Raw genomic sequence first — 13,116 nt, forward strand, 5'->3', positions numbered from 1 at the left:
CTCCAACTCACCCGTCCAGCAACTGACCTCAGTCATCCCCTCCATACCAGGACAACGACAACCACCAGCTCAGGACACGAACCGCTGCTGGAGTACTAAGAGCTCGTCGCGCGGGCGGGTCGGCACGGGTAGGGGCCCAGTCGGGCACAGGCCTGCTCCATCAGCGCACGGTCCACCTGTGCATCCCGGCTCCGCTTGGTAAGGGCGTAGACGTGGGAGGTGACCTTCGCCCGCTCAGGTACGGAAGTTGCCCCGCGCCACCGTCGCATCCGCCCATCCCATATCCGCTGGATCGGCGTCTTCCCGCACGTCATGGAACATCGTCAGCGTCTCCCCGAGCCGCTCCTGGTGCCAGGTCAACATCCGTGACCGCAGCGCCGGCGCCCGAGCGATCACCCGCTCCGCACCCACCCCACTCAACAGCAACGCAGCCGCCGTACCCGGCTTGTCCCGCAGCAGGCGCAGGTAGTCCAGCAGCGGCGGAGACAACCGCTACGCGTCATCGAAAACTCGATCAGGCAGCAGATGCACCGTCGCGGGGTGGGGTGCGGTGCGGTTGTCTGTGCCGGGTGCGCGCCGCGTCCGCCTCGCCGTCCCGGGCCCCACACTGGATCCGCGTCGGCCCTCACCCGCCCACTGGAGCTTCAGCTCGGCCAAGACTCGGTCCAGCGGCTGGCCTCGATCCGGTTCCGAGATGGCCGAGCGCCTGCTCGAAGGCTGAACGGGGGTGCTCACGGACGGCAGAGGCTGACCGTGCGACCAGGTTGGAGAGGCTCAGTCTGAAAGGTCCGGGTGTCTCCCTAGTGCGGGGTGTGGTCTTCCTCTGTTCCAGTAGGAGCGCCATCAGTAGAAGCTGAAGCCATAGTTGCTTGTAGGACGGAAAACATGAAGACAAGACTTATGATTGCAGGTGGCACTGTCACGGCGGGAGCCGTTGGTGTGGCCCTTCTCCTTACCAGCGGAGCGGTAGGAACGAACACCCTAAGCATTCCTCCAACCCCAACCGTGTCGCCCACCGCCGCACCTGCCAGCACACTGGGCATCCACTGCCATGGTTCCCTCAACCCCTCCTACATGTCGCGTTTAGACGCGAGGCAAGACGATCGGGTCCAGTTGTGCATCGAAAATCAGGAGAACAGGACGCGTGCGCGCATAAGGATCTTCACGTATCCATTTAGTCCGAAAACGGAAGATCTGCGCATGGACGCCAAAATTGGCCTTTTCAATAGAAAGACAGGGTCCATGGTGCCTCCTCCCTCAGGCCCGGCGGATGGCTACGCCGTTGCTAGCAACGTCCGGATTCCCTGGAAGGAGTGGCCGGGTGTTACGGATGTAATCGGACCATGGATAGAGGGAACCAAAGGAACCCAAGAAGACCTGAGTGTCAAATTTAGCGGGCTCTACCAGAAGCCTGCTTCACTACCGGGCACGAATTTCCACTGGGGAAACAGCATCGCCTCCGGCGAGACCTCCGACTTATTGATATTCGGTGCCAGTGCCGGCAGCTCGATACCGTTAGCCGTCTATGAGGCGCACTGAGCTTATTCTTTATCGCAGGCGTTTGAAGTGCTGTTTAGCGGGGGTTAGCCAGCCCGCCGCCAACGCCCCACCCGCGGAGAGAGCCGAGAAACAGGCGCTGGGTGTTTTGATCACGAGCGTTGTTAACGCGGGCCGGTCTTGATCGTGGCGAAGGTCTCCGTGTGTGGTGGAGGTGTCGAACCTTCACCGCACGGAGGCCTCCGTGTCCCACCGTAATGCCCGACTGACCGTTCATGGCAGGCCGCTGATCATCGAGCGTGTCCGTTCCGGCCGTGCCTCGGTGGCGGCTGCGGTCCGGTACGGTGTCTGCTAGCTAGAGGTTGTCCCGTAACCGGTGAAGCAGTTGGTGCGTTGGCTGGGCATGGGTGGGGTGATCTCAGCGGATGATCCGAAGTGGATTGAGCTGTTCTCGGGTCTGACCGAGGTGCAGTTCGCCACGGCGTCGTGGTGGTGATGTTCAGCGTGGTCGGCCGTGGCGGCTGTCGTTGGAGGACCGGGTGTTGCTGGTGGCGACGTACTGGCGCACCAACCTCACGTTGCGGCAGGTGGCGCCGCTGTTCGGGGTCTCGAAGTCTGCGGCCGATCGCATCCTCGACCAATTCGCACCGCTGCTGGCGATCTCCCCAGCCCGCCGGCCGCGCAAGGACACCGTCTACATCGTCGACGGCACCCTGGTGCCCCCCCCGCGACCGCACCATCGCAGCCTCCAGCAAGAACTACCGCTACTCGACCAACCTGCAGGTTGTCATCGACGCCAACAGCCGCCTGGTCGTGGCCATCGGCCTTCCGCTCCCCGGCAGCCGCAACGACTGCCGGGCGTTCACGGAGTCCGGCGTCGACCGGGTCTGCCGCGGCGCCCCCACCATCGCGGACGGCGGCTACCAAGGCACCGGCCTGCTCATCCCGCACCGCAAACGACGAGGCCAGAGCCACCTCAGCGCACAGCAGGAAGCGGAGAACGCCGTCCACCGCCGAGCACGTGCACGGGTCGAACACGCACTGTCGCGGCTGAAGAACTGGAAGATCCTCCGGGACTGCCGGCTCAAGGGCGACGGAGTTCACCAGGCCATTCTCGGCATCGCTCGGCTCCACAACCTGGCTCTCACCGGATAACTCACATCCCATACGGGACAACCTCTAAAGGAGATGGCGAAGTTCCCGAAGGCGCCCATACGACGGGCGAGGACGGGCTTGTAGCCGAGGCGGGCGAGGGTGGCGTCGTCGTCCGGTCGCCTATGCCGGCGCGTGGCAGTTCTCTTCACGATTGCACTCCTGTTTCTGGGTGAAAGCGGCAGTGGCCTTGGGTGGGAAGCAGGCGCGGCGATGTCGGCGCCGGTGCTCGGGCGGGAAGGGCGTGCGGGGGGAATGGGCGCGAGCCTCGGCGTGATAGGGGAGAAGGGGGGTGTGGATCAGGAGAGGCGGTCTGCGGATCACGTCTGCAGGGCGTGTCGCATGGCGTAGTCGCGGGCCTTTTTGAACTCGTCCTGCCACTGGACGGGAAAGTTCGACAGGTGCTGCCAGGGGGCGGCGGTGGCGTAGGGGCCGATCGCCTCGAAGACCGCTCGGGCGTGATGTGCGTGCCCTCCGGCCACGAGCGCGTACGCAAGGTGATTGAGATCTAAAGGGGCGTTCTGGCGTGGTTGGGTCCAGGCGAACCAGCTGCGCAGGGCACGTTCGGTGTGGGCGGCGACGGGGTGGTCGAGCCAGAAGCGGAAGATGTCGGCGCGGGGGTTTTGCAGTCGTTGCCGGTACAGCTCGGCGTAGGCGTACAGCGGGAGCATGAGCAGGGGTGAGCCGTGGTGGGCTTTGGCTGCGGCGACGTGCGCGAAGTCGATGGCGCAGTAGCCGCGGGTGTGGAAGACGGCGAGCATGCGGTGGTAGGCCTCCCGGTTGCCTGGATCACGCCGTTCGACCTCGTGCAGCAGGCCCCATGGCGCTGCAGGAAGCATCGGGTCGTGGGCGTGCGCCCAGTGCTCGGGGAAAGGGCTGCACCGCGGGTCGAGGTCCAGCTGGGCGAGTGAGAGCAGGCAAACCCAGGGGACCGGATCGCGAGGCACCAGGTGCGCCGTGGTCCTGCACGCCTCTCGTGCGAGGGAGAAGTCTTCGCTGAGTGCCGCTGCGGGATTATGCCGGTGCTCGGTCAAGACCTGCTGGGTCAGGACCCGTGCCCGCATCATCATCGCGTTCGCACTGCGGGGTTCCTCAGCCAGCCAGGCCGCGACGGCGTCTTGGGCAACGGCGCTGGCGGCCAGGACCTGGCTGCGCGCGGTCCGTATCGTCCAGTTGCGGCCGGTTGTGGCGAGGAGCTGCTGGGTTGAGCGCCATCGGCCGACGTGGAGGTCTTCCAAGGCAAGGCGCAGGTCGGTGTCCCAGCCGGCGGGGTGTGGCGTGAGGGGCAGGTCTGGCGGCGGTGTTGCTATGTCGCTGTGGGGCTTGTCGGTTGGTTTGCGTGCACGTAAGAGAGGCATGGCGGCTTTCAGGGCGTAGGGCGATGTAGCGGCGAGGCGGGTCGTGTTGTGACTGCCGTTGAGGGTGGTGCCAGGGTTTGGGCGGCCGCGTGGGGGAGTTGGGTCAAGGGCTGTCGCTGGGGGCGTTGCTGGTGTCGGTCAGCAGGTGACCGAAGGTGGCGTAGGCGACGACTCCGGAGCGGTGGTAGCCCAGCATCTGCCCCTGCTGGTGACGGTCCGGGGGCGTGCCGGCTCCCCAGCAGACCGTCCGCGGTGCGGTGGGGGAGTTGTAGGGCTTGCGTTGCCGAAGGGCGGGGAACTGCGCGGGCAGGCTGCGTAGCTGCAGGATGACGAGGCACGCCTCCGCCCAGTTCGCTACCTCCAGGTGTCCTGCCACGCGCCCCCAGCCGACCGGAACTGCCAGCCGTGTCCGGGAAAGCGAGCAGATCGGGTGTGCGCCGCTGAGGTCGATGACGACGCTCGCCTCCAGCAGGCCAGGGTTCGCCAACCGGCGGGCGAGGATGGCTCTTTCGACCTTGTGCAATGGTTTCCAAGGAAAGCCAGGATCCTCATGCCTCCGTAGACGGCGAGGCACGTTCCACTCATCAAACTGCCGGCGCAGCCATTCGATACCAACCCCGTATTCCTGGCAGAGCGCTGCCAGGGAAGCGCCTTCAACGCGGTAGCGGTGCACCACCTTCAATCGATCGGCTTCCAGCGCGGCACGGTTCTCTGCGACCTCGCGCTTCGTGGGAGCGGCACTCACCCGAGACCCCCCGCCGACGGAAACTGATGCCCTCGAACGGCGAACGACACAACCGAGCTCGTAGAACTCGATGCCGTCTCGGCCCCCGCACAATCTGCGTCGAGGGATCCTCGTTCTCCCAAGGGCTCGCAGGGTCGGGGAAGTTCGCACCACGTCTGCGTGTGATCGCTGCTGATCCCCCACGATCCGCCAAGCTCTCGTGCCGTGGCCTCCACCAGAAACAAGCCCCGCCCGCTCTCAGCCAATACGGACGGGGCAAGCAGCCTAGGACTCCCATGAGAGCCGTCGTGGACACGGAGATGGGCGTGCTGCTCATAGGAGGACAGCAGGAGCGACACTCCGGGACCTTCGCCATGCCGCAGGGCGTTGGTCACCAGCTCGCTAGTCACCAACAGCATCGGATCAACGAGTTCCGGCAACCGGCACAGCAGTAGACGGGCTTCAACCAGACGGCGCATCTGCTTCACCCGGCGAGCGTCCTCCGCATGCACAGGCGAACCGAACGGGTCTTGATGCCGTTTAAACCATGCCAACATGACGTCCGGCTGCCGCAGGCCCTTTCTGCAATTGACACGCACGGCAGGCGGGGTTGCCCCCATCAGGGAACACCGTCCGATCTGGTCTTCGCGGCCCCACAGGCAAGTAGCTGGACGATCTGTTTGTCCGTGTTGGGTCTTGGCTATCGGGTGAGATGCGACGTTCTCTGCCTGGAAGGTGTGCATCGTGTGCTGTTCCCGTTCGTCACTCACGAGTCTTCCTGGGAGTTGATGAATACCCATACGAAGTTGCTGCGTCCGGTGTGCTCATGGCCGTATGCGTCGGCGTCGGCGATGGCGGCGAGAAGGTCTCGGCGCTTGGTTTCTGGTAAATCGGGCGGCAGATCTGCCTCGAGGCGGACACCCGAGGGGCTGCCCAGGCGCCGAATGTGCGTACCCAGGGCAGCCGACAGTCGTACGGCGATGGTTTCGACCCTCTGAGGGCGCACAGGTCTCCCCCGTGAAGCGTTGATCACGTAGAGTATTTCTACTTCAGTAGCTTCTACCTGATGCAGTAGCTTGTCAATGCTGATGCTGATCGAACCAACAGCCCTGCACGACTGGGCAGCAGGAGGAGTTGCATGCCGCGAGAGGCGCCCTACCTCCACATCGCGGACGACCTGCGCCGTCGCATCAGGGACGGTGATTGGGCTGTCGGTGAACGACTGCCCTCACGCGCTCAACTCGCCACCGAATACGGTGTCGGCCGCAACGTCACCCAACGCGCCATGGAGCGCCTGATCATCGAAGGCATCCTCGAAGGAAGGGCTGGCTCAGGCACCTTTGTCCGCTCTCCGCGAGAGCGTCTGCGCATGGTGCGCTCTCGCCACCGCGAAGACCGCAGCGGATCCCCCTTCCGCGCCGACATGCTTGAAAAGGGGCATCGAGGCACTTGGGAGTCTCACAGCGAAGCCCGTGTTCCCGCCCCTGAGCACATCGCCCAACGTCTCGCTATCAGCCCAGGTGACCTCTGCGTGCGCACTGGCTACGAGTTCTTCGCTAACGGACTGCCCGTCCAGCTGTCCACCTCATGGGAGCCCCTGGCTATCACGGACGGCACTCCTATCGTTCTGCCGGAGATGGGCCCGCTCGCCGGCGCCGGAGTCGTGAAACGAATGCGCGCGATCGGTGTCACTATCGATGTCGCCGTAGAGGTTCCCCGTCCCGGACGCGCTGACCAGCAGGAAGCCAATCTCCTGGGCATCACAGTCGGAGACCTGCTCATACGCATTGAACGCACCTACTATGACCGCGACGGTCGCCCTGTCGAGACCGCCGACATCGCTGTACCGGATGTGCGTTGGGAGATCGCTTACGAAATCCCGATCGACCTCGATTGACTTGCCGCCGAAGTGTTGGGCTGGCATCACCCAGTGACCCGCTAGCCCTCGCCCCGAGGCACAGGGCTACGCCGGCTCAGCGGCCCCGGTGGCGCAGCGACGTGAGTACGAGTAGCTGGCAACGCCGTAGGCGGCGGCCGAGTGCTGGCGGCTGCGTGGCTGAGGGCACCCCACCGTCGTTGAAAGTCTCGGCTATTCGCCCTGACGTAGGCGGCGGTGACAGGCTTGTTGTACTGGGCTGTGATCCCGCGGGTTGTGCATTCCTTTGCGACGACGTCTGGCAGTGGAGTGTCTTCGCGCGTCCGGTGTTCGGCCCAGACCTTGTAGACGCGGAAGGGTAGGGAGTAGCGGCGCAGAGTGGCGGGGCTGATCGGGTTTCCGCCGCGTCCGTGAAAGCCTCGTGCTGTGAGATAGGTGGATAGCTGGTCGGTTGTCGGCTGTTCACCTTGTTCGGCTTGGTAGTCCAGCCAAGCCAGGTAGTAGTGGTCGACAGTGGTGAGTGCAGCTGGTAGTCCGGTGGCTTCCGTGCTCGACGCGTCATTGACCTCAGCGTTCATTCGCTGGGCGCGAGTCTCTCTGCTGGTGGATGCAGTTGCTGGCAGTACGAAACTCTCCATCTCGAGTAGAGCGTCGTCGACGAAGTGCCTAGGCAAGCCCTTCTCGGGCTCGTACTCGGGCTCCTCCTCGTACCGGGCGTCCCCGGACTTTCGGTACGGTCCCGGGCCGGACTCCTCCGGCCGGGGCGCGGGCGCCGCGACGGCGGGCCGGTGGTCCGCGGCCGGCGCGTCCAGCTGCGGCTGGTGCGGTACCGGCGGCAGCAGCACCGGCTCGATGCCGGCGGCGGCGAGGCCGGCGGGGGCGGTCTCGGCGAGCGGGACGCCGTAGCGCGCCAGGCGCAGCGGCATCAGCGACTCGACGGGGGCCTTGCGGCGCCAGGCGCGGCCGAAGCGGGAGCGCAGGCGGGCCTGGTAGACGAGACGTTCCTGCTCCAGCTTGATGACCTGGTCGTAGGAGCGCAGCTCCCACAGCTTCATCCGGCGCCACAGCAGGAAGGTCGGCAGCGGGGAGAGCAGCCAGCGGGTGAGGCGGACGCCCTCCATGTGCTTGTCGGCGGTGATGTCCGCGATCCGACCGATGGCGTGCCGGGCCGCTTCCACCGACACCACGAACAGGATCGGGATGACCGCGTGCATGCCGGTGCCCAGCGGGTCTGGCCAGGCCGCCGCGCCGTTGAACGCGATCGTCGCCGCCGTCAGCAGCCATGCCGTCTGGCGCAGCAGCGGGAAGGGGATGCGGATCCAGGTCAGCAGCAGGTCGAGGGCGAGCAGCACACAGATGCCCGCGTCGATGCCGACGGGGAAGACGTAACTGAAGTTCCCGAAGCCCTTCTGAAGGGCGAGCTCACGGACGGCCGCGTACGAACCGGCGAAGCCGATACCGGCGATGACCACCGCTCCCGCGACGACCACGCCGATGAGAATGCGGTGCATCCGTGTGAGCTGCAGTGGCCCAGCCACGCGTCCGTCCCTTCTTCCTGCGCCCCGGTGCGTGTGCCGGGTAGCTGGTATCACCGGTCTTCCGCTGATTGTGGGACGCCGCCTCGCGTCGTGTTGAGGAGTTCGGTGATGAGCTGTTCGGTCTCCCTCTCCAGCGAGCAGTCCAGCATTTGGTTGACCTGCTGGATGCGGGTGATGGCGGTGTGCAGCCCTTGTCGGTTTCCGGCCGTATGCTCAATCCGCAGCCAGTCCCGATAGAGGAGTTCTGCCGTGTCGTCGACTTCGAGAGCGGTCGCGATGGCCTGGCGCGCGGCGTTGAGGTCGTGGTGGGGCCCTGCGGAAGTGCGGTAGGTGGCCACGGTGTGCGCGACGTCGATGATCCGCGTGATCATTTCCTGTTGGTGGGGCTCGGCCCAGGGCAGCGGCCGGCCGCCGAACGGCCTGCCTCGTACCAACGTCAGCGCCTTCTCCAAGTCCGTCAGGCCGGACGGGCCCAGTGGCAGTGCGCGTTCAACGAGTTGCAGGAAGCGCGTCCAGTCGCAGCGCACACCGGGAGCGAGCCGGTAGGGGTCCGCGCCCGCTTTGCGGCGCGGCACGTAGGGGGTGCCGTGGGAGTCGCTTCCCAGGGAACTTCGCAGGCCCTGCATCCGGGCGTTGAGGGTGCTCGTCGTCCAGGGGCTGACGGGGGCCATGTCGGCACACACGACATCGGCACTGCGTCCGGGCCGGAAGTACAGCAAGGCGGCCAGCTGCGCCATCCTGGGGCCGTGACCGGTGCTGGCAACGCCCGTCACCTCGACCGGCCCCAGCACTCGGATCTCTGGCGCACGCACGTCCTGCGCCTCGTACCCTTCCGGTTCCGCCCCGGGCTTCTCGCCGCCGATCCCGGCGCGGTCCGCCCCTGCCGCCTCCGCGCCCTCTGTCGCCTTAGCCAGCATGGTGGTGTCCGCCGCGGTCGGAGCCGAAGATGCGGCTGCTTCGCGGTCGGATCCCGTTTGGTCGTCGAGCCGTGTCGATGCGGCGGGGGAGGGCAGACCAAGCCCTGACGGGTCGGTGCTGGCGGCGAGCAGGGCCGGGAAGATATCTGTTGGCGTCGGCGGCGATGGGACCGAGGCGGCAACGGATGGAGGCGCGGACTCCGTGGGTGGAACCTGCCCGGGAAGGCTGTCGGACTCGTCCGGGACGGTCTCCCAGGGCCCCTCGGCTGGGTGGGGCGGCTGTCCGGACACTTTCAGGGCGGTGGTGATCTGCAGGTAGGCGGCGTGTTCCAGGCGCTGCACTGTGATGTCGGTGCCGGCCACGTCGAGGGTTTGCGGCTCGCTGAGCGAGGCGTTGAGGAGCTCTGCTTCTGGGAAGTGGGCGGCTGCGGAACTCGCTGGGGCGATCAGTGTGACGGGCACTGTGCGGGATTTGTGGGATTTGTCGATGACATCGGCGAACTGCCAGGCCAGGTCCTCGTCCAGCAAGGACGCGCACAGCAACAGATACGGTTGGTGGCCGGTCTCGGGCATCTGGTGCGCTTCCAGCAGGCGTTCGCTGAGGTCGCGCAGTGCGTGCGCGGCCTGGCGCATGTGGGAGATCCGCGCGGTGGGCAGCAGCTGTGGCAGGTCCTCCCCGAACCCCACCGTCACGATCTGTACTTCGCTGGCCCATGGGCTCATCCCGAGTTCCAGGGCGAGGGAGGTGCATACCTCGGTGATGTGGACTGGGTTGCCGTCCAGCAGAAGCGCTGGCACGTGTGCCAGGTTGAGCAGTACAAGGTCGCCCGCGGGGGTGCTGCCGATCGTGACCAGCCCCGGGTACGGGGCCTGTACGTCGCGGGCCGTGTCTTCGTCCAGCAGGTCGGCGTCGGTGGGCAGGGCCCACCAGCCGGCCTTCCCGGTGGCGAAGGGCGGCACGGCGTCTTGGGCGAGGTCCTCGGGCAGCACCTCCACGGTGCGGGCACCGATCCGTGCGGCCCGCAGCGCTGGCAGGTTCAAGTCTTTGGCCAGCTGGTGGGCCAGGGTCCGCAGGGCCACGTCCAGGCGGACGGCATCTGCGGGTTCGGCGGCCGCCGCCAGCTGGGCCTCGGCCGGGGACGTTTCCGCCGCGATTGCGATCTTCTCGCCGGGCTTGCGGCGGCGGCGCTGCAGCGTCCGGCGCAGGGCGAGCGCTGCGCTGATGGCGGCGGCCAACAGCGCGCCGGCGCCCAAGACTCGCCGCAGGTTCAGCGGAGGGTCGTACGGGGCCGACGCCGGCGTCTCGGAACCGGTGGCGGCGGAGCTGGACGGCTCGGCCGACGGCGATGCGCTGCTGCTGGACTGCGGCGTGGCAGAAGGAGCTGCGGAGGGAGAGCCAGAGCCGTGTGTCTGTCCGGGCTGCTGGGCGGGACGGCTGCTCGGTGCGCTGGGAGCCGATGACGCTGGAGCGGGCGCTGTGGTCTGACCGGCTGCTGGCGCATCCTCCGCGTCTTCGCCCGCTGACTGCTCGGCGCTGGGCGTCTTCGTCGGAGGGGGAGTGGTGTCCTGGCTGTCTGCCGCCGCGCCGTCGCCGTCCTGCGGCGGAGCAGGCTGTTCGGGCTGGGTGCCGGGCACAGTGATCTGCTGGCCCGCGTAGATCAGGTTCGGGTCGGTGATGTCGGGCAGGCCGTCGGGTTGCGGCTTGTCTCGGCTGGCCTTGAACAGCTGGGGCCAGTCGCTGCCGTCGCCGAGCTCCTTCTCCGCGATCTTCGAAAGGTGGTCGCCGGAGTGGACCGTGACGACATGCTCACCGTTCCGTGAGGCCGACGCAGGCTGGTTGCCCAACTGCGTACGGACGCGGGCTGGTGCACTGCTGGTCTGGGGCATCTTCAGCTGCCAGCCCGGCTGCAGGATGCTGTTCGCGCGGAAAACCGTGCCGTCGGGCATGCTGCGGCCTTCGTTCAGGTCGGCGATCTCCCGCCAGCGCTCGCCGTCCCCCAGCTCCCGCTCGGCGATGCCCCACAGGCTCTGGGCCGGCCGGGTCTCGCGCACCGTGTACGTACTCGACGTCGAGGTGCTCGCAGAGGACATCGGGGAAGTCTGGTCAGCGCCGGTGGTCTGGGAGGTCTGACGGGCTGCCTGGCCAGGTAGGAGGCCCGCCGTGCTGGCCGGCGCCGCCTGCGCATCGGAGGCCAGGGCTGAACTCGCAGGCAGCAGCACCAGGATGCTGCCGATTAACACGGCCGCAGCGCGCTGTGGGGCAGCCAATCCGCGCGGGGCGTGCCAAGTCCTGCCCCGCAGCTGCGCGATGAGCTCGCTTACCGCACAGAAGCCGAGCTGCGCCCACCCGGTCCAGCCCACGCAGATGAGCAACAGCAGGAAGACCTGGCCTGTGTCCTGCCGGTCCAGCAGGTGCGTGAGGTCGTCGTTTGTAGCAGCCCAGATGACCGGGGTCGCCCAGGCCAGCAGCAGCGGCAGCCCGGCGAGGACGGAGGCCAGGACCAGCACGCTCAGCACGGCCTTGAGTACCTGGGCCAGGGTCCGGGCGGCGGTCACGGCGGGGGAGCGGGTGGTGGGGCGCATCAGGTTCCTTCGGGAGCGGTGACGCCGTGCAGGAGGGCGGCCGTGCCCTGGCCGGTCACCGACAGCGAGCCGATCCCGACCACCGACAGGAAGCGCGTGTCGTAGGAGTCGGTGACCGTGACGTTGAGGGTTTTGCCGTCCGCGGACACGCTGACGGTGCCGGTGACGCCGGCGGAGCGCAGGTAGGCCTGCGCGGTGGCGGTGGCCGCCTGCGGATTGACGTGGATCGCGGTGCCGCTGATGGCATCTGCGGGGTCGATGGCCTGTCCGCCGGCCCGGGCGGCCTCGCCGGCGATGTAGTCAGCCCGCTCGGTGGCACGCATCTTGCTTCCGCCGTCCACGGCGAGGCCGATGATGCCGATTAGGGCGAAGACGCACACCGCGACGAACACGGTGACGCCGCCGCGGTCGTCGTACCGTGTCCGCACAAACCCACGCACGATCATCCCCTGCCTCGTGTCGGAAAAGTCGTCGGTTCGGAAGCGCCCGCTGTTGCAGGTCGTGTTCTGGTCCTGGCCATCAACGCCGGCCTCCGCTACACCGCAGTCGTCGACCCCCGCGGCTTCACCGACACCGACACCGGCACCCCCGGTTGACCGATCCCGCCGAGCTTGAGGCGGAACCGCTCTCGTACGCTCACCGCCATGCCCACCGGTCTCACCCCCTGCCACTGCGTCGTCTGCCAGGACATCAACGAACTGGACCCACGTGTCCAGTCGACCGTCGACGTCATCCAGCAGCACGGCTGGCAGGTCACGATGATTCCCGCCGATGACAACGGGCCGGGCTGGGTCTACACCATCGGCCTCTGGCACAGCCGGCGGATGCCAGAGCTTTCGATGTTCGGCTTGGACGTCCGTCTGATGCAGACGATCCTCAACGACCTTGCCCAGCAAGAGATTGAAGGACAGCCCCTGGAAGCCGGCCAGAAACGGCACGACGTCGCCAGCGTCCCCGTCGTACTCCGAGCCGTCGACTACCGCTGGTACAAGGCCTTCTTCGGAATGGCGATCAGCTACTACCGCAAGCCGCCGTTCCCGGTCCTGCAGGTCGTTTGGCCCAAGCGTGACGGAGCCTTCCCCTGGCATGCTGGCGGGGAAAGCCTCCTGAGCCACCAGCCCAGACTCGACCTGCACCCCGACGAGCATCCCGTCGGCGTATGGACCCAGGACCTTTGGTTCTACTTCGAAGTCGACGCCGACGGCTGGGTCACCCGCCAGGTCGAACTGCAGGGACCCCTCAAGACGCCGATCGCCGCAGCTTCCCAGACCGAATGGCAAGACGCCCAGGCAGGCGGAACACTGGCGGACTACGAGAAGACGTTCGGCGCCACTGCTGAGGTGCCCGTCCATGAATGGGACGGCCACGAGCCGCACGACCTCACCCTCGAAGAGTTCGAGACTGTCTGGCTCGCAGCACGAACAGCCTGCCGAGCAGGAGCCCGGAATCGCTCGGCGGGCGAGGCATAAAC

9 protein-coding genes and 2 pseudogenes are annotated in these 13,116 nt (G+C 66.9%); 5 read left to right on the forward strand and 6 right to left on the reverse strand.

The window, feature by feature from the left end:
* Positions 1-234 precede the first annotated feature (234 nt).
* Positions 235-489: a hypothetical protein gene (locus tag ACZ4NT_RS35885; protein ID WP_467729423.1), complete on the reverse strand. Its 255-nt coding sequence runs from the start codon at positions 487-489 to the stop codon at positions 235-237.
* Between the two features lie 711 nt (positions 490-1,200).
* On the opposite strand from ACZ4NT_RS35885, the gene ACZ4NT_RS35890 reads away from it, so the two are divergent.
* The 3 genes and pseudogenes from ACZ4NT_RS35890 to ACZ4NT_RS35900 all read left to right on the forward strand — a co-directional run bounded on the left by ACZ4NT_RS35890 (position 1,201) and on the right by ACZ4NT_RS35900 (position 2,652).
* Entirely contained in the window at positions 1,201-1,539 is a 339-nt protein-coding gene (locus ACZ4NT_RS35890) for a hypothetical protein (protein WP_467729425.1), read from the forward strand.
* 202 nt (positions 1,540-1,741) lie between these two features.
* A pseudogene (locus ACZ4NT_RS35895) lies at positions 1,742-1,846 on the forward strand (IS481 family transposase); the annotation flags it as partial.
* Positions 1,847-1,900: 54 nt separating this feature from the next.
* Positions 1,901-2,652: pseudogene (locus ACZ4NT_RS35900) on the forward strand (transposase).
* Between the two features lie 317 nt (positions 2,653-2,969).
* On the opposite strand, the gene ACZ4NT_RS35905 reads toward ACZ4NT_RS35900, so the two are convergent.
* Positions 2,970-3,887 carry a hypothetical protein gene (locus tag ACZ4NT_RS35905; RefSeq protein ID WP_467729427.1) on the reverse strand — a complete coding sequence of 306 codons (918 nt, stop codon included), beginning with the start codon at positions 3,885-3,887 and terminating at the stop codon, positions 2,970-2,972.
* A 223-nt stretch (positions 3,888-4,110) separates the two neighbouring features.
* The gene (locus ACZ4NT_RS35910) at positions 4,111-4,752 is read right to left on the reverse strand and encodes a DUF6302 family protein (RefSeq protein ID WP_467729429.1); all 642 of its coding nucleotides are present in this window, start codon (positions 4,750-4,752) and stop codon (positions 4,111-4,113) included.
* Positions 4,753-5,869: 1,117 nt separating this feature from the next.
* Between ACZ4NT_RS35910 and ACZ4NT_RS35915 the strand changes: the two genes are divergently transcribed.
* On the forward strand, positions 5,870-6,628 hold the full coding sequence (locus ACZ4NT_RS35915; protein ID WP_467729431.1) for a GntR family transcriptional regulator: 759 nt from the start codon (positions 5,870-5,872) through the stop codon (positions 6,626-6,628).
* A gap of 41 nt (positions 6,629-6,669) precedes the next feature.
* Here ACZ4NT_RS35915 and ACZ4NT_RS35920 read toward each other — a convergent pair whose 3' ends face one another.
* Genes ACZ4NT_RS35920 through ACZ4NT_RS35930 form a run of 3 tightly spaced genes read right to left on the reverse strand, consistent with a single transcriptional unit; the run spans position 6,670 to position 12,091 of the window.
* On the reverse strand, positions 6,670-8,145 hold the full coding sequence (locus ACZ4NT_RS35920; RefSeq protein WP_467729433.1) for a DUF2637 domain-containing protein: 1,476 nt from the start codon (positions 8,143-8,145) through the stop codon (positions 6,670-6,672).
* Between the two features lie 50 nt (positions 8,146-8,195).
* Positions 8,196-11,645, reverse strand: a complete 3,450-nt coding sequence (locus tag ACZ4NT_RS35925; RefSeq protein WP_467729435.1) for a LysM peptidoglycan-binding domain-containing protein — start codon at positions 11,643-11,645, stop codon at positions 8,196-8,198.
* A complete protein-coding gene (locus ACZ4NT_RS35930; RefSeq protein ID WP_467729437.1) occupies positions 11,645-12,091 on the reverse strand; it encodes a TadE/TadG family type IV pilus assembly protein in 447 nt (148 codons plus the stop codon). The genes ACZ4NT_RS35925 and ACZ4NT_RS35930 overlap by 1 nt, the downstream gene beginning before the upstream one ends.
* Before the next feature lie 198 nt (positions 12,092-12,289).
* Here ACZ4NT_RS35930 and ACZ4NT_RS35935 point away from each other — a divergent pair, with 198 nt between their 5' ends.
* Positions 12,290-13,114 (forward strand): DUF4262 domain-containing protein, encoded by an 825-nt coding sequence (locus ACZ4NT_RS35935; RefSeq protein WP_467729438.1) that lies wholly within the window; start codon positions 12,290-12,292, stop codon positions 13,112-13,114.
* Positions 13,115-13,116: the final 2 nt, after the last annotated feature.

It is taken from the genome of Streptomyces sp. NPDC026417, from assembly GCF_055567695.1.